We start from the raw sequence: 17,829 nt of genomic DNA, 5'->3' as shown, positions 1-17,829 counted from the left end.
ATTTTTAACTATGCTTTTAAATGTTTTAGTTTTAATCTAACAGTAATTATTGTTCATTTGTATAAGTAAAATATGCAAAAAATAGCTATCATAGGAAGTGGAATATCAGGATTAGCAGCTAGCTACTTACTAAAAGATAAATATGAAATTACACTTTATGAGAAGAATAACTACTTTGGTGGTCATGCCCGTACCCTTAATATAGATAATACTCCAGTAGATACTGGCTTTATTGTTTTTAACTATGAAACTTATTATCACTTAACTAGATTATTTAAACACCTTAACGTACCTGTTGCCAAGAGTAATATGTCGTTTGGTGTATCTATCAAAAATGGTAGTATTGAATATGGTTCTAGTAGCTTTAAAAGTCTACTTGCACAAAAATCAAATATCTTTAAACCAAATTACTATAAGATGATTAAAGATATTTTGAAATTCAATAGAATTTCTAACAGACATCTTGAAGAAAATATTCTAAATGAAAATATCACACTAGCTCAATATCTAGATGATATTAAAGTTGGCAGATGGTTTAGAGATTATTACTTACTAGCTATGGGGGCTTGTATTTGGAGTACTCCACTAGAAAAGATGTATGACTTCCCTGCTCTTAGTTTTATTAGATTCTTTAGCAATCACGGTTTATTATCAACTTCAAAACCTCTGCAATGGTACACAATACAAGGTGGTAGCAAGGTTTATGTTAAGAAAATAATTAATGAATTGAAAAAAACAAATATCAGTTTTGCTCCTAAAGCTACTAAAGTAGAAAGAACAAACAAAATAATAGTTACGGATTCAAATAACACTTCTCAAGAATTTGATAAAGTAGTATTTGCTTGCCATTCTACGGAAATACTTGAGCTACTTGATAATCCAAACACAGCCGAGAAAGAACTAATCTCAGCAATCAAATATCAACCAAATTCTGTAATATTACATACAGATGAAAGCATAATGCCAAAACGCAAAAACGCATGGTCAAGCTGGAATTACTTAAGTGCCGAGACTAAAGATAAGCACAAGGTTGTATCACTCAGCTACTGGATGAATAACTTACAACCACTAGATACAGATACTAACTATTTTGTAACAGTGAATCCCGACCAAAAGCCTGATCCTAAAAAAATCATTAATGAGCATTTATTTCAGCATCCAGTTTTTGATAAAAAAGCGATCCAAGCGCAACAAAATTTTGATAACATACAAGGACTCAATGATACATATTATTGTGGAGCTTATTTGCGCTATGGCTTCCATGAAGATGGTATACTTAGTGCAGTAAATGTTGCTGAGAAACTAGGTGTTAAAACTCCATGGTAAAAAACTTAATCTTAAGCTCTAAGGTTTATCATAAACGCCATCATCCCAAGCAAAACTCTTTTAAGTATAGATCCTACTATGTAATTCTAGATATGCTTGATCTTTCAAATAAAAAAAATAGGTCACTGAGCGGAGTCGAAGTGCCAAAACCAAATATTACAAACCCAAAAATCTTCAGTATCAACAAGCCAAATATCTATTCTTTTTACGACAAAGACCACGGACTTCGAGATGGTTCAAACTGTCTAAACTGGGCCTCCTCCCTACTTGAAGAACATAATATTAAATACGATAATATCAAACTAATGACTATGCCAAGAGTCCTAGGTTATTTATTCAATCCCGTTAGTTTTTGGTTATGCTATAGAGAAAGTGAGCTTGTGACAGTAATTGCTGAAGTAAATAATACATTTAAAGAAACTCATAGTTATATCTGCCATAAAAATGGTAATGAAATAACAGATAAATGCTGGTTTGAAGCTGAGAAAGTTTTTCATGTTTCACCTTTCTACCCAAGACGAGGTACTTATAAATTTAATTTCCAGATACCTCAATCAACAAGTTCAAAAGCTCGAGTCATTATCAATTACTATGACAATAACCAGTTACAACTTGGTACTGCTATTACAGGCGATCTAAAACAGTTTTCTAGCTCTAACCTAATAAAAGAATTTTTTCGCTCACCACTTTTAACTTTAAAAGTGGTTTATTTGATACATTGGCAAGCTTTAAAAATTGTCTTCAAACGCATTAAATATATTCCCAAACCTGAGCAGAAAAATGTTAAGGTTAGTATGGCAAAGATCATAACTGATTAAAACGTAAAATTATTCGGCATTTTTCTGCACATTAGCGATTAGTAAGTAGCTCATAAAATTACCCAAAAAGATTCATTAACAAAATTTAATTTATTCGCAATATTACCGTAACCTTTATTTGCTAATATATATTTCAGAAAATACCAACTACAAGATATGAAAATATGTTTGAGAAATCTGTTAAAAAAAGTATTTTAGAATCTCTAAATAAACTTGAATATGGTGAACTATATCTAACTACTCCTGAAGGAGAAACCACTTTTACAAAAGGCTATAAACCTGGTCCAACAGCTGATCTTAAACTCAAAGACTGGAGAACTGTTGTAAACTTAAAACTTAAGTCAGATATTGGCTTTGCTGCTGACTATCGTGATGGCTACTGGGAAACTTCTGATCTTAAATCACTAATACTGCTTGGATTAAAAAATGAAGAAGCCTTTGGACAGTATATGAAGCCGAACTTCTTCTATACACTTTTACAAAAACTTGGGTATTTAACCAAACGAAACAATATTAAGCAAAGCAAAAAAAATATCCATGATCACTACGATTTGGGAAATGATTTCTACAGCTTATGGCTTGATAAGACAATGACTTATTCTTCAGCATTATACAAAAGCGAAAATGAAACTCTTGAACAAGCACAAATCAACAAATATCAAAACATTATTGATAAACTTGATAAGAAAGATGGCTCAATTATAGAGATTGGTTGTGGCTGGGGTGGCTTTGCTGAAACCGCTCTCAAAAATGGTAACTACTCCATTAAAGGTATTACTCTATCTCAAGAACAACACGATTATGCAAAAGAAAGACTTGCTAATAAAAATGCCGAAATTGTAATTGAAGATTACCGTATTCAAACTGGCAAATATGATTATGTTGTATCTATTGAGATGATAGAAGCAGTTGGTAAGGAGTATTGGAATACATATTTTTCTAAACTCAAATCATTAATTAAAGAAGACGGTAAGATAATCATCCAAGCTATCGTAATTGACGATAAATTCTTTGCTGATTATGCTAAGGGGAGTGATATGATTAGGACATTTATATTCCCAGGTGGTTTTCTACCTTCTATTGAGCAAATAAATCTTGAGCTGAATAAAGTTGGCTTAAAATGTACTAACAAAGAGTTCTTTGGAAAAGACTATGCTAAAACTTTAGATGAATGGGACAGAAAATTTATTGATGTTGAACAAGAGCTTATTAAGCTTGGTTTTGATAAACGTTTCCAAAGAATGTGGCGTTTTTATCTAAATTCATGCAGTGCCGCTTTTGTTCATGGCCGTATAGATGTTGCTCAATTGGAGATAACTCATGCTTAGAAAACTACTGATAATATTTTTTATTAGTTTACCCATATTCAGCTTTGCTGAAGGACTGAGCCTTGAAGAAATAAAAATTCAACAATCTCAACAAGTTGGTAAAATTCATTTTACAAAATGGTTTTTTGATGTCTATGATGCTGAACTCTATACTCAAAATGGAGAGTTTAGCTGGGATAAACCATTCTTACTAAAGATCCATTACCTAAGAAGTTTTAGCGGCAAAAATATTGCAAAACATACTGTTAAAGAAATTTACAGCCAACACCCACAACAAACAAAGCCTAACTATCAAAAATATAGAGAGATTTTCAATAATCTAATACCAGATGTTAAAAAAGGCTCGAACTTATATGGCTATATGGACAAAAATGGCAATGGTTATATTTATACAGATGATAGGCTAGTTGGCGAAATTCCATCAAAGCAACTATCAAAATATTTCTTTGAAATATGGCTTAGCGATAAGTCATCAGACATCAACCTATCAAAACAATTGAGAGGCATATTATGAAAAAATTTATATCTAAAGTAGGAGTAATTATTATGGCACTAGGATTATTTGGATGCTCTGCTGATATCTCAAGTTACAAGGGTGAAGGTCCAAAACTTGATTTACAGCAATATCTACAAGGTAAAATAGTCGGTACAGGTCTTATCCAAGACTACAAAGGCAAAGTAATCAAAAAATTTGACTTCTCTGGTAATGCTAGCTGGGATGGTGGTACTGGAACATTTGATGAGCACATGACATATTATGATGGTCAAAAAGATCACCGTATTTGGACTATCAAAAAGATATCTGACAACTATTACGAAGGTACTACAGATGATGTTATTGGTATCGCTAAAATTTATGTCGAAGGTAATGCTATGAACTGGCAATATCAGATGAATATTCCAGTTGGTGATAAAAAATATAAAATCACCTTTGATGACTGGATGTATCTAATGAATGATGGTGTACTAATCAACAAAAATTCTTTCAAAAAGTTTGGCTTAACGGTTGGTTCACTTACTCTTTTCATGCACAAAGAATCTATAGGAGAGTAATATGCAAAAATTTGCAGATAAAACAATCTGGATAATCGGTGCTACAGATGGCATTGGCAAAGCGTTATTACAAAAATTAGATAGCTCTATAAAAGCTACCTTTATAATTTCTGCTCGCTCAGAAGAAAAGCTTCAAACAATTGCAGCAAATCTTAATAATGACTGTCATGCTATTGGTTTTGATGTTGTTGATTTTGATAGTTTCAAAAATGCTTCTGAAAAAGCTCTTGCTTTAAATCCTGATTTTATTATTTATTTGCCTGCATATTACGAGCCATCACTAATCTCTGAAATTAAACCACAAGATCTTGATAGAACGATCCAAACTAACCTTACTGCGGTATTTTACCTAATAAGACTAACTTTACCTTTTTTGAAAGAAAATACTCATTGCCAACTTGCTATTACTGCTAGCGTTGCTGGATACGTTGGCTTACCAAAATCCCAACCTTATGCTGCAACTAAAGCAGGGGTAATAAATTTAGTTGAAAGCTTAAAAGCTGAAAACCAAGAACTAGATATTCGCCTAATCAATCCAAGTTTTGTAAAAACTAAACTTACTGAGAAAAATGATTTTAAAATGCCAGCTCTTTTAGAGCCTGAGCAAGCGGCAGATAGTATTATAAAAGGCTTAGAATCAAATAGTTTTGAGATTCATTTTACAAAAAAATTTACTATAGTTTTAAAATTCATCGCAAGTTTACCTTATAAACTATACTTTAAGATTGCTAAAAAAATGATTTAAAATTGGAGAAATCATGAAAACACAGCATAATAAATTAACGATAATAGCATTCATTATTATGCACTTAGCATGTTTGGCAATATTTTTTGTAAATTATAATATTACCGCACTAATTGTCTTTCTTGTTACATTTTCAGTTAGGACATTCGCGTTAACCGCAAGATATCATCGTTACTTTGCGCATAAAGCTTTTCAGACAACTAGAGTATTCCTATTTATATTAGCATTAGTAGGCACATGGGCTTCTCAAAAAGGTCCTCTGTGATGGTCTGGACATCATAGATATCATCATATATATTCCGATAAAAATTCTGATATACACTCCCCTAAAAATGGTCTTTTTCAATCACATGTAGGTTGGGTTTTTGATCCCAAAAGTAAAGAAGTAGATCCAAAATTTACAAAAGATTGGAGTAAATTTCCTGAGCTTGTTTGGTTAGATAAATATGCACATTTGTCATTTGTACTATATTTGCTCGGACTTTTTTCTTTAGGTAGTATTTTAAACCACTTTTATCCTATCTTACATACATCAGGATTAGCTTTTATCTTCTGGGGAGGTATCTTAAGCACCGTACTATTATATCATACAACATTTAGTGTAAACTCGATTTGTCACATATTTGGAACTAGAGACTATCAAACATCAGATAACAGTCACAATAACTGGTTTATAGCTCTTATTACACTTGGGGAGGGATGGCATAATAATCATCATAAATTTGCATACTCAGTTAGAAACAATCTCAAAGCATGGCAAATTGATATTACATATATAATCTTATGTGTTTTAAAGAAACTCAGAATAGTTTGGGATTTTAAAGAGCCAAAAAGGACTTCCTAAAAGCTTAATATACTGATAATAAAGATATTTAATAGACTCGAAGCTTCTTAACTCTCTTTGATTTGGTTTCTTCTAAAGAACAAATTACAAATAAAAGTATAAATAATCACAAAAAGCATATCTAATGAGAAATTACCCCAATAGTACTTCCATAAATTAGCTTTATCATCTATTGCTATAGGATATAAAACTAGATTATGCAAAAGTATAGTAGTTGCGATAGCTACAACAGAAGACCAAAATAGATTATTTTTAAATACCTTCTTAAATAACATACTAAACAATGTAACTTCTGCCATATAGGTAATAATTGAAGCAATCATTCCACCTGTAAATAGAAGAATTGTTGGGTGAGATAAAGTATGTATTGCATGTATAGCCGCTTGGTAATTTTCTCCTATATTTTCTGGCATCGCAAAAAATGATACGGAATAAACGCCAAATGAATATAAGCCATCCATAAGAGTTGCCAACAATATAACTATATACGCTTGTTTCAAACCAAAAACAGCAGCACATAAGTCTGTCATTACAAACACTAATCCGTAGGTAAACGCTGATTGGGTAATTAATAAATCATAACCAAAGAAATTAAACTCAATCCTATTCATAAACAAAGGATTACACATTAGTTTAGCTGTAACCAGTAACATCACAATCAATAGGTATCTTGATTTGATTTTTTGCTCATTCATGATATTTTAAGCCTTATCTTTTGACTTATCTTTATTTTTTCTTCTACGTCTAGATCTTTTCTTTTTAACTTTTTTATTTTTCTTAGGTTTTTTAGCAGTAGGTCTTTCAGAAGCATTTTCATTAAAAGGTTTACTGCTTCGAGGATCATATAATTCAAAATCAATATGTATCCTTTCTAAATCTGCTCGAACAACCCTTACAGTTATATCTTGACCAATTTTATAAACTTTATGAGTTCTTTTACCAATCAGAATATCTTTAGTTTCATCATAAATATAATAATCGCCAGGAATAGCTGATACATGTATTAATCCTTCGATATACATATCTTTTAGCTCTGCAAACAGTCCTAAACCATTAACATGCTTAATCTGAGCTTCTAATACATGACCAATATAATCTTGCATAAAGTAACACTTCAACCAATTTTCTACCTGTTTTGAAGCACCATCTGCATTTCTCTCTTGATCTGAAGCATTCTCACAAATATTTGATAGTTCAGAAGGCTTATAATCAGCACCGCCATGTTCATACTCACCAATGATTGACTTAATAATTCTATGTACTACTAAATCAGGATATCTACGAATTGGCGATGTAAAATGTGTGTATTCATTATATGCTAAGCCAAAATGTCCATCATTATTTATACTATAAACTGCTTGATTCATACTACGAAGAGTCATCATCTGAATATCATCATAGTCTGGACGATCTTTAATACTCTCTAGCATTTCAGCTAAGGCTTTTGGTGTAACCTTTCCATCTTTACCATAAGCAAGATGTATTCCATGCCTAGATAAGTACTTTTTAAGTGTTTCCATTCTGTCTTCTTTAGGTTCACTATGAACTCTAAATGGCGATGTTTTCTTATGTTTAATTGTGAATTTAGCTGCAGCGACATTGGCTACAAGCATACACTCTTCAATCAATCTATGAGCATCATTACGATGTCTAGGTATAATTGAGTCTATATGGTTATGTTCATCTAATATGATTTGTGTCTCTACAGTATCAAAATCTATCGCACCTCTTTCAGCTCTTGCTTCATGTAATACTTTATACAAATCATATAAGTCAAAAATATTTGGAACTAGCTTTGGAGTTTTCTCAACTATAGTATTTTGCTTCTTTTCTAAAAGGTTAGCTACATCTGTATATGTAAGCCTAGCTTTTGAATTAATTACAGCTGAGTAGAATTTATATCTTGAAAGCTTACCTGTTTTAGAAATATTCATCTCACAAACAAGAGAATATCTATCTTCATTAGGCTTTAATGAACATAAACCATTCGATAATCTCTCAGGTAACATTGGAATTACATAACCAGGAAAATATACCGATGTCGAACGGCGTTTAGCATCTAAATCTAAGCCAGAATCTTTTTCAACATAGTTTGATACATCTGCAATAGCAACATATAGTTTCCAGCTACCACTTTTAGTTTTATGAGCATATACTGCATCATCAAAATCTTTAGCATCTTCACCGTCAATCGTGACAAAATGCTTACTTCTTAAATCAACTCTATTACCGACAATTACATCATCAGAGATATTATCTAAATATCTAAGAGCTTTTTTGCTCCACTCTTCAACTAAATCATACTTTTGAGTTGCCATCATCATGGCTTCTTTAACAGGAGATACTGCTTCTACTTCTTGCTTGAATCTAGCCACTGCAGCATTATTAACACTTGGCTGAACTATTATATCTGCCTCAATTAAAGAATTATGCTCTATTTTCTGCTTAGGTGGTAATAGGACAATATCATTTGGCATATTCTTACTAATAGGCTTCAGAAAATGACAATCAAAACTCTTATAATAATATCCAGTTACTGTTTTCTGCGCCCTTGAAACTATAGATTTAATTTCTGCCTCAATACGGCCTCTTTTGTTTATTCCAAGCACTTTTGCTGTTACTTCATCACCAACCATCACCATTTTTGCTTGATGTGATGAAATTCCTACTTTGGTATTTAAAGTATGACTAAATAATTCCAGTCGAGAATCTCTATCTGAAGTAACTTTGGATGTTATATAAATAGGTACCATTTCTGGCAGACTATAGTATGATTTATCTTTTTCTAATTGCTCATCTCTAACCATTGCACCTAATCGATTAACAAGACCATCAAAAAGGTTCTTCTTAACTATTTCAAGTGCATTTGCTATATTTTCAATACTAACAGGAAGATTAGTATCTCTTATATATTTTAAAATCACATCCCTGCTAGGAATTGGATTTTCATATTTTTGTGCTTCAAGATCCTTATTAGGATCGTTTTGTATGTTGTATTTACTCACTTATCAATATACCTTGATCAAACATTTTTTTACTTATTAATTTACCATTATCAAACTCTGCTATAGCAATGAATTTATTATCATCATATACTCTCACCGTACCATCTAGGTTCGGTTTATCAGCAAAAAGTCCTCTTTTGTATAAATCCTCTTTCTCATTTTCCTCAAGAGTGTATATTGGCTTATCTACAAACACACTCTCTATACTAGCTATACTAGCAATTTTTTCTTCTAAACTTAAATCTTTTAATTGTTCCAACTCAAAAGCTTGGTCTAAATTAAAAGGACCACTTTGAGTTCTTTGTAACTCAATTAGGTGTCCACCACATCCAAGTTCTTTACCTATATCAATCGCTAAGCTACGAATATAAGTACCTTTTGAACATTTAACTCTTACTCGTATCGTATCTTTCTCAAAACTCAATAACTCTAATTCATATATAGCTATATTACGAGGCTTTATTTCAACAATTTTACCTTCTCTAGCTAATTTATAAAGTGGTTGACCATTGTATTTTAAAGCTGAATACATTGGTGGAACTTGTGATATTTCTCCACGAAACTTCTCTAAGGTTTCTTCAATTAACTCTTTTGATAATGTTGGAATATTACCGCTCTCTGCAATAATTGTACCTTCTGCATCACCGCTATCTGTCTCAACTCCCAACTTAATAGTAGCAATATATTCTTTATCTGAATCCAAAAGATATTGTGCAATTTTTGTTGCCCTACCAAAACAAATTGGAAGAACTCCTGTTGCCATAGGATCAAGTGTTCCTGTATGACCAGCTTTTTGTGCATTGAAAAGATATTTTAATTGTTGTAAAACTTTATTAGAACTAAGACTTTTAGCCTTATTAACGACGACTACCCCATTTAAATTTAGTCTATTTTTTTTCATGAAAACCTTTTTGAGATAATATTTCTAACATCTTTTGTGCTGCTTTTTGCTCAGCTTTTTTTCTTGATGTTCCTTCTGCTTTTACTTGAATATCTAATTCTTTAGAAATAGCTACAATTGTAAAAACCTGCTCATGCTCTTTACCAGCTATACTTTCTACTTCATATTCTGGCAAACTAAAAGCATTCTGTAAAAGTATTTCTTGAAGCTTAGATTTATTATCTTTGACTTTGACATCATCTAAGTTAATTTTTGCTATTACAATCTCATACCAGTTCAAGACAACCTTTTTAACTGTTGCAAAATCACTATCTAAATAAATAGCTCCTATTACAGCTTCAAAAACATCTTCCAAGATCTTTTCTTTTTTATGACCACCTTGCTCACTTGCACCTAAAATCACATATTCATCCATTTTGAAATTTAATGCTAACTGAGCTAACGTAGCACCTTTAACAAGCCTTGACCTTATTTGCGTAAGTTTTCCTTCTGCTAAATCTGGAAACTTTTTATATAAAGCTTCAGCAATTACAAATCCCAAAACTGAATCACCGAGAAATTCTAATCTTTCATTATTTTTTTTAGTTTTAGAGCGATGAGTTAATGCTCTAATTAAAAGAGTATAATCTTTAAAACTATAACCAAGAATTTTATATAATCGAGAATATTCAGGAACCATTTATCTAAAAGACCTTACCTAGCTCGCTCCAACGAACTCTTTTATCAATTTTATCCCAGCTCATCCAAACAACTTTTGCTTTGCCAACAAGATCTTTTTCCGGCACAAATCCCCAGTAGCGACTATCCTCACTATTATCGCGATTATCACCCATAACAAAATAGTGACCAGGAGGAACTTTTAAGTTTTCAAAATCAGTACCTTTTACAGCTTCTATCCAATCAACCTGATGCTTTACACCATCAAGGTTTTCTGTACAGACAGTATCGCCACTACCACTAGCTAGTGATTGATTATAATAATTCATCGCATCTCTATCACAATCGGTATACTCAAGCTTTTTACCATTTATAGTGAGCATTTTATCTTTATAAGAAATTACATCGCCAGGCAACCCAACAACTCTTTTTACAAAATCAACACTTGGATTAACGGGAAAGTGAAACACAACGATATCACCACGTTTTGGCTCACCTACTTTTATAAAAGTCTGATTTGTAAATGGGGCCCTTACTCCATAAGCTGTCTTATTTACAAAAATAAAATCTCCAACAGGCAAAGTCGGAGTCATTGATGCTGTTGGTATCAAAAAGTTACCTATGAAAAACGTTCTTAGAAAAAAAACTATTATGAAAACACTAAATAAAGATCTAGCTTGATCAGCTATAAAAGGAGCTTTTAAGCCATTATCTTTATAAAATTGGCGTTTCTGCTTTTTAGACAAACCTTTCAATTGATCTGCATAAGCAGCTAATCTTGATTTTTGAAAAAATAAATAATCTATAGCGTAGATAATCCCACTAGCTATAGTCAGAAACAAAAGCCAAAAAGTAAAGCCCAAGTTTAGAAGATAGTTGATAAATTCCATAGAACTACTTAATTACTCTATCCTTCTGAACAAAGTAACCAACCCCTCTAATAGTTTGAATAAAGTTAGGGATGTTAATTTTTTTTCTTAGATTATGCATATGGACTTCAAGAGTATTTGTATCCATTTCTTTATCTGTAGCATAAACTTCTTCTAGTAATTGAGATTTAGGAACAACCCTACCTGCATTTTGAACCAATATTGCAAGCAATGCCAATTCTTTTTTAGATACAGGTATAATCACACCATCTTTTGTTACTGTCTCAGAACTTGGATTAAAACTATAATCACCAAATCTAATTTCTTCATTGACACTTTTACCTGATCTAGTATCAACTCTACGTGAAATTGCTTTAATTCTAGCAACAAGCTCTTTAAGTTCAAATGGTTTAGTTAAGTAATCATCAGCACCAAGATCAAGACCTTTAATTCTATCTTCAAGACCATCTCTAGCTGTTAATAGAAGTATAGGAATCTTAACGCCTCTGTTTCTTACATTTCTAAGAACTTCTAAACCTGTTTTAATTGGTAAACCAATATCCAAAATAGTAATATCATACAATCCAGACTCTATAAACGTTTGTGCTGCTTCACCATCAGAAACTAGGTTTACATTAAAACCTTCTTTTTGAAGCGCCTCTAATAAGCCTTCGCCTAAATTAAGATCGTCTTCTGCTAATAGTAATCTCATAATTCACCTTTTCTTATTTTTTGAAATTTAATTTCATTTAAAATACATAATTATCATCAAGTATACATCATAATATACATAAAGCAAATATTTATTTAAAATTACAACATTAAGCTAAAAGCTTGATTTATCTATAGCTTCACTAAACTCTTTTGATAGTTCTTTAGCTCTTTTTATATTTGCTTGTATTGCATTATTTACAATACTATCAAGCCCTAAAGATTCAAACGTATTTAAAGCTTCATACGTTATACCTTTTTTAGAAGTAACATTTTTTCTTAACGTTGATATATCCTCATTACTATTTTGTGCCATTTTTGCAGCCCCTAAACAAGTTTGCATAACTAGCTTTTCAGCTTTAGATTTATCTAAACCATTATTTACAGCAGCTTCTATCATGTGCTCCATAAATTGGAAATAGTAAGCTGGACCTGAGCTTGCAATAGCAGCAATAACATCTATCTCACGTTCATCATTAACAACAGCAACTTCTCCCATTGTCTTCATAATATCTATTATCTTGTTTTTTCTATCATCACTTACATTATTATTAAAATATATACCTGTCGCCCCGTATCCTAGACTACTCGGAGTATTTGGTATCGTTCTTACAAAAGATATCTCTTTTGCAAAAAGCTTTTCATATGCTTGAGTTTCAATTCCAGCAGCAACTGTAACAATAATTTGATCTTTGTTAACAAGAGCTTTTATATCATTAATAAGTTCAACCATATTTTGAGGCTTAATTGCCAAAATTAAAATGTCTGCACCTTTAACAGTACTAGATATTGAATCAGAAACACATATTCCATACTTCTCAACAAGAGCATTTTTCTTTTCTTTGTTTCTATCAAAAACTAGAATACTTTTTGAATCATACCCATGAGCAACCATTCCAGCAATCATAGCAGCAGCCATATTACCACCACCAATAAAACTTATTTGCATACCATACACCTTACACGCATTTGATTATAAAAAATGATAACATATCCCTTACAAGAGAAAAACATTCTAAGACAAATGAAAGAAATAGTTTTAGCGTCTAGTAATAAAGGTAAGATTAACGAATTTACAGCTATTTTCCAACAAATAGGAGTAAAAATAATCCCTCAAACCGAGTTTAATATCCCTGATGCAGATGAAACAGGTCTTAGCTTCATAGAAAATGCTATTATAAAAGCTAGAAATTGCTCCAAATATACAGGGTTACCAGCTATAGCAGATGACTCGGGTCTTGAAGTGTTTTCACTAAATGGTGAACCTGGTATATATTCTGCTAGATACTCTGGACAACATGGTAATGATATAGCCAATATAGAAAGACTATTAACGAAACTAAAAGATAGTCAGAAAAGACAAGCTCGTTTTGTTTGTGCTTTAGCATATATCAATCATGAACTAGATCCTACCCCAACGATCTGTCAAGGATTTTTGAACGGTGAAATCTCGCAACAATTATCTGGAGATAATGGCTTTGGCTACGACCCTATATTTGTATTACCCGAGTTTAAAAAAACACTAGCAGAAGTTTCACCTGAATATAAGAATAAAATAAGCCACAGAGCTAAAGCTTTAACTGAAATGATAAAGCTTATAAATGTATAGAAGTAAATTCTCTTGATATTATATAATTTCTATGTTGTATGCTACAATGTAATACAGCAGCAAACTCAAAAGAATTAAACTTTTATTAGGTAAAAGCGTGGAACATCTAAAAAAAATATTGTATGTCTTTCTAGCTCATATATATTCTAGTCTTTTTATTGTTTATGTACCTATTGTGTACCTCAAAAAACTCAAAAGAAGCTTCAAAAATATTCACTATAGACAAAGATGGTCAGAAAGGTTTGCTCAAACAAAGTTACGCCTTAAAGATTGTATATGGATTCATTCAGTTTCTGTTGGTGAAACAGTTGCAGCTGAACCTTTGGTTAGAAAACTGCTTGAAAACTATCCTAATGAAAGGTTTGTTATAACTACTACTACGCCTACAGGTAGTGATGTAGTTAAGCGTCTCTATGGTAAATGCGATAATGTTTACCATGTATATATACCTTATGACGTCATGCCTTTTATAAATAGCTTTTTTGTCAAAATCAACCCTAAGATGCTGCTAATTATTGAAACTGAAATTTGGCCAAATATCTTAAATAAATGTTTCGCTGAAAACATACCCATTATCATAACAAACGCAAGATTATCAAAACGTTCAATACGTAACTACACTAAAATACCTTTTGGGAAAGAGTTCTTATTTAGTAATATTTCACAAATCAGTGCCCAATCAGAAAAAGATGCCAAAAGGTTTGCTTCACTAGGTGTTTCTAAAGAAAAAATTTCTGTAACTGGAAATCTCAAATACAGCATGATCACCCCCGAGAATTTAAGTGCGACAACAAAAACATTAAAAGAAAGCCTTGGGAATAGACCTATATGGATAGCAGGTAGTACACACCCTGGAGAAGAAGAAATTATTCTTCAAGCACATAAAGAAGTATTAAAGCTAATACCTGAATGTCTGTTAATACTAGTTCCTAGACATAAAGAAAGATTCTTAAAGATAGAAAAGCTTATTGCCTCAGAATCTTTTTCTTACCAAAAGAGAAGTACTTATAAAAATGAAGTTTTTGATCATACTCAAGTTTACTTGGGAGACACCATGGGGGAGCTATTAAATTTATATCATATTTCCGACATAGCTTTTGTAGGCGGTAGTTTAATAGAAAATGGTGGTCACAATATGCTTGAGCCTGCAGCATTAGCCAAACCTATTCTAAGCGGCACTAGTTTATATAACTTTAGTCAAATATCAAAAGAATTACTTAGAAACAAAGCGCTAACAAGAGTTAAAAATCATCAAGATCTTGCTGATAATATCATAAAGATATTTAAAGATGCTGAAATATATAATCAAATGTCTTCTGGTGCTATCAAAACTTTTAAATCACATAGTGATGTTTTAGAAAAACAGTATACAAATATTGTAAAATTTTTATGAATGATAAAAATAATTTAAAAGAATTTAACAACTTTGCCGAAAAAGTATTTAAACAACTTCAAATACCATCCAAAACTTTATTTGATGCTATGCAGTATAGTTTTTTTAGTGGTGGCAAAAGAATCAGATCTCAATTTGTACATATAATTGGTAATATTTTTAGTATAGATAAACAAGACTGTCATAGAATAGCTTTTGCTATTGAAGCAATACATACATATTCATTAATTCATGATGACTTACCTGCAATGGATAATGATACATTACGCAGAGGAAAACCAACCTGTCATATAAAATTTGATGAGGCCACTGCTATATTAGCTGGCGATGCGCTTCAAGCTCTAGCTTTTGAAGTACTACAGGATGTAAAGATTTCTAATATTGAACAACAAAAGAAAATAAATAAATTATTATCTATATGTAGTGGTGCTAGCGGAATGGTTGGAGGTCAGCAACTAGATATCGAAGGCGAGAATAAAAAACTAGATTTAAAAGAACTAGAAACTATACATATAAATAAAACAGCAAAAATGTTCACAGCCAGTATAGTAATGCCTTATATACTTTCAACGAACCATTGCCAAAAGGTAGAACAATTACTCACACAATTGTCACAATTAATAGGATTATGCTTTCAAATAAAAGATGACATTCTAGATGTTACAAAAACAACACAAGAACTAGGAAAAACTAGCTCTAAAGATTTAGATTCAAATAAATCTACCTATGTAGCATTAATGGGATTAGATAAGGCTATTGAATACTTACATAGTAAACAACTTGAGATTACACATATTCTTAAAGAACTATCAAACTATCAAATTCATTCGCAAGATCTTAAGCAAATTATAGATTTAGTTATTAATAGAAACTATTAATTATTTTTGCTACAATTCCATAAATTTACTTAAATAAAGATAATTTAATAACATGCAAAAAATTTATGCTTGGCTTGTCCATTTATTCACTTCATTAGGTGCTGTATTTGGCATATTAGCGATTATTTATTCAATAGAAGCCGCAAAAGCTAACTCTATCGGCGATATCATTTCTTATCACGCAAATATAAAGTTATCTTTGTTTAGCATAATAGCATCAGTTTTCATTGACTCTATTGATGGAAGTCTAGCAAGACTTGTTGATATAAAAAAATTAGCTCCTCTTGATGGTGCATTACTTGATAATATAATTGACTTTACGACATATTCAATTGTCCCATGTATATGGATTTATGTGTCAGGAATTGTAAGCCAAGAATGGTTAATACCTGTTATAATTATGATTACAATATCTTCTTCGTACCAATTTTGTCAGTTAAATGCAAAAACTGACGATCATTTTTTCGTTGGTTTTCCAAGTTATTGGAATGTAATAGCTATTTTTATGTTATGTTTCCAGTCACCTCAGTGGATAAATGAAATAGTAATTATTGTTTTAACTATTTTCTCTTTTATCCCTATAAAATATATATATCTTTCTCGTACTGAATATATTAGTGATAAAAAAGCCGTTAAGATTTTCACATTTTTATTTACAATGTTAGCAGCAATATCGACTTTTACAGCCGTACTTTTGTACCCTATAAAAACACCTTCTCCAATCATTACAATAATTCTTATATTTACAGTCTTTTATATAGCTTTTAGCTTCAAGCTAAATATTAAACCAGCAAATAAATAATCTAATATCTAATACCTTTATATGTTAATATATTAGATAGGTCAAATTAATATTTCTTAGCTCTATGAAAGTTTTAAGTCCTGAAGAGCGTCAAAAGCTTTTCTTAGAAAATATATTCCCATATAACCATAAAATTCCTCGTAAAGTTTATGAAAAACAAAAGCATCATCTGCAAATAGAACTACTGAAATTTCAAAGGTGGGTTAAAGAAAATAATAAGAAAGTACTAATTATTTTTGAAGGTCGTGATGCTGCTGGTAAAGGAGGAACTATTAAAAGAGTTATGGAACACTTAAACCCTCGTGGTGCTAAAGTTATTGCTCTTGAGAAGCCTTCTGAACGTGAAAGGAACCAATGGTACTTCCAAAGATATATAGAACATCTACCATCAGGTGGTGAAATCGTTTTATTTGATAGATCATGGTACAACCGTGCAGGTGTTGAGCGTGTTATGGGCTTCTGTACAGAAAGAGAATATTTTTCATTCTTAGAACAAGCACCACAACTTGAAAAAATGCTTGTTGACAGTGGTACTATGATAATTAAGTTTTGGTTCTCCGTAAGTCAACAAGAGCAAAAAAATAGATTTACAGCAAGAGAAGGTCATCCTCTTAAGCAATGGAAGTTAAGTCCAATTGACAAAGCTTCTCTAGATAAATGGGATGACTATACAGAAGCTAAAGAGAGAATGTTCATATATACAGACAAACCATATGCTCCTTGGGTTATCGTAAAATCAGATGATAAGAAAAGAGCTCGCTTAAACGCTATTAGATATATACTTAATAGCGTTGATTATGAAAATAAAGACTCTGAAGTAGCTATTGCCCCTGATCCTCTTATCGTAGGCTCATCGTCTAAAATATATAAATAAAATATTTAAGCTAAAT

18 protein-coding genes and 1 pseudogene are annotated in these 17,829 nt (G+C 31.6%); 12 read left to right on the top strand and 7 right to left on the bottom strand.

All coding sequences use genetic code 11. The annotated features are described in order from the left end of the window. The first annotated feature begins 72 nt into the window (after positions 1 to 72). The 7 genes and pseudogenes from QI37_RS08360 (at position 73) to QI37_RS08330 (ending at position 6,114) form a co-directional block, all read left to right on the top strand. Positions 73 to 1,326: an NAD(P)/FAD-dependent oxidoreductase gene (locus tag QI37_RS08360; protein WP_040010353.1), complete on the top strand. Its 1,254-nt coding sequence runs from the start codon at positions 73 to 75 to the stop codon at positions 1,324 to 1,326. After that, on the top strand, positions 1,320 to 2,144 hold the full coding sequence (locus tag QI37_RS08355; protein WP_040010352.1) for a DUF1365 domain-containing protein: 825 nt from the start codon (positions 1,320 to 1,322) through the stop codon (positions 2,142 to 2,144). The genes QI37_RS08360 and QI37_RS08355 overlap by 7 nt, the downstream gene beginning before the upstream one ends. A 164-nt stretch (positions 2,145 to 2,308) precedes the next feature. Next, on the top strand, positions 2,309 to 3,472 hold the full coding sequence (locus QI37_RS08350; protein ID WP_040010351.1) for an SAM-dependent methyltransferase: 1,164 nt from the start codon (positions 2,309 to 2,311) through the stop codon (positions 3,470 to 3,472). After that, positions 3,465 to 3,986: a chalcone isomerase family protein gene (locus tag QI37_RS08345; protein ID WP_040010350.1), complete on the top strand. Its 522-nt coding sequence runs from the start codon at positions 3,465 to 3,467 to the stop codon at positions 3,984 to 3,986. The genes QI37_RS08350 and QI37_RS08345 overlap by 8 nt, the downstream gene beginning before the upstream one ends. Then, positions 3,983 to 4,525: a DUF3833 domain-containing protein gene (locus QI37_RS08340; RefSeq protein ID WP_040010349.1), complete on the top strand. Its 543-nt coding sequence runs from the start codon at positions 3,983 to 3,985 to the stop codon at positions 4,523 to 4,525. Before QI37_RS08345 ends, QI37_RS08340 begins: the two co-directional genes overlap by 4 nt. A 1-nt stretch (position 4,526) precedes the next feature. Continuing rightward, entirely contained in the window at positions 4,527 to 5,270 is a 744-nt protein-coding gene (locus QI37_RS08335; RefSeq protein WP_040010348.1) for an SDR family NAD(P)-dependent oxidoreductase, read from the top strand. A 13-nt stretch (positions 5,271 to 5,283) separates the two neighbouring features. Then, a pseudogene (locus QI37_RS08330) lies at positions 5,284 to 6,114 on the top strand (acyl-CoA desaturase). A 47-nt stretch (positions 6,115 to 6,161) separates the two neighbouring features. Here QI37_RS08330 and QI37_RS08325 read toward each other — a convergent pair. The 7 genes from QI37_RS08325 to proC all read right to left on the bottom strand — a co-directional run bounded on the left by QI37_RS08325 (position 6,162) and on the right by proC (position 13,206). Next, positions 6,162 to 6,809 (bottom strand): VUT family protein, encoded by a 648-nt coding sequence (locus QI37_RS08325; RefSeq protein ID WP_040010347.1) that lies wholly within the window; start codon positions 6,807 to 6,809, stop codon positions 6,162 to 6,164. A gap of 6 nt (positions 6,810 to 6,815) precedes the next feature. Next, positions 6,816 to 9,119: a ribonuclease R gene (rnr, locus tag QI37_RS08320; protein WP_040010345.1), complete on the bottom strand. Its 2,304-nt coding sequence runs from the start codon at positions 9,117 to 9,119 to the stop codon at positions 6,816 to 6,818. After that, entirely contained in the window at positions 9,112 to 10,020 is a 909-nt protein-coding gene (gene truB / locus QI37_RS08315) for a tRNA pseudouridine(55) synthase TruB (protein ID WP_040010343.1), read from the bottom strand. Before truB ends, rnr begins: the two co-directional genes overlap by 8 nt. Further along, on the bottom strand, positions 10,007 to 10,699 hold the full coding sequence (rnc, locus tag QI37_RS08310) for a ribonuclease III (RefSeq protein WP_040010341.1): 693 nt from the start codon (positions 10,697 to 10,699) through the stop codon (positions 10,007 to 10,009). Before rnc ends, truB begins: the two co-directional genes overlap by 14 nt. A gap of 4 nt (positions 10,700 to 10,703) precedes the next feature. Further along, complete coding sequence (lepB, locus tag QI37_RS08305; protein WP_040010340.1) at positions 10,704 to 11,567, bottom strand: signal peptidase I; 864 nt, start codon at positions 11,565 to 11,567, stop codon at positions 10,704 to 10,706. 4 nt (positions 11,568 to 11,571) lie between these two features. After that, the gene (locus QI37_RS08300; protein ID WP_040010339.1) at positions 11,572 to 12,258 is read right to left on the bottom strand and encodes a response regulator; all 687 of its coding nucleotides are present in this window, start codon (positions 12,256 to 12,258) and stop codon (positions 11,572 to 11,574) included. 114 nt (positions 12,259 to 12,372) lie between these two features. Continuing rightward, the gene (proC, locus tag QI37_RS08295) at positions 12,373 to 13,206 is read right to left on the bottom strand and encodes a pyrroline-5-carboxylate reductase (RefSeq protein WP_040010338.1); all 834 of its coding nucleotides are present in this window, start codon (positions 13,204 to 13,206) and stop codon (positions 12,373 to 12,375) included. 75 nt (positions 13,207 to 13,281) lie between these two features. Between proC and rdgB the strand changes: the two genes are divergently transcribed. The 5 genes from rdgB to ppk2 all read left to right on the top strand — a co-directional run bounded on the left by rdgB (position 13,282) and on the right by ppk2 (position 17,813). After that, the gene (gene rdgB, locus QI37_RS08290) at positions 13,282 to 13,866 is read left to right on the top strand and encodes an RdgB/HAM1 family non-canonical purine NTP pyrophosphatase (protein ID WP_040010336.1); all 585 of its coding nucleotides are present in this window, start codon (positions 13,282 to 13,284) and stop codon (positions 13,864 to 13,866) included. A gap of 97 nt (positions 13,867 to 13,963) precedes the next feature. Further along, positions 13,964 to 15,259 (top strand): lipid IV(A) 3-deoxy-D-manno-octulosonic acid transferase, encoded by a 1,296-nt coding sequence (gene waaA / locus QI37_RS08285; protein WP_040010334.1) that lies wholly within the window; start codon positions 13,964 to 13,966, stop codon positions 15,257 to 15,259. Further along, positions 15,256 to 16,137: a polyprenyl synthetase family protein gene (locus tag QI37_RS08280; RefSeq protein WP_040010332.1), complete on the top strand. Its 882-nt coding sequence runs from the start codon at positions 15,256 to 15,258 to the stop codon at positions 16,135 to 16,137. Before waaA ends, QI37_RS08280 begins: the two co-directional genes overlap by 4 nt. Positions 16,138 to 16,189: 52 nt before the next feature. Beyond that, entirely contained in the window at positions 16,190 to 16,939 is a 750-nt protein-coding gene (locus QI37_RS08275) for a CDP-alcohol phosphatidyltransferase family protein (protein WP_040010331.1), read from the top strand. A gap of 64 nt (positions 16,940 to 17,003) precedes the next feature. Further along, positions 17,004 to 17,813, top strand: coding sequence for a polyphosphate kinase 2 (gene ppk2 / locus QI37_RS08270; protein WP_040010330.1), 810 nt, complete (start codon positions 17,004 to 17,006; stop codon positions 17,811 to 17,813). Positions 17,814 to 17,829: the final 16 nt, after the last annotated feature.

The sequence above is a fragment of the Candidatus Francisella endociliophora genome, assembly GCF_000764555.1.
GTDB lineage: Bacteria > Pseudomonadota > Gammaproteobacteria > Francisellales > Francisellaceae > Francisella > Francisella endociliophora.
Note: the sequence above shows the minus strand (reverse complement) of the source record. Positions and strands in the feature narration are given on the sequence as shown.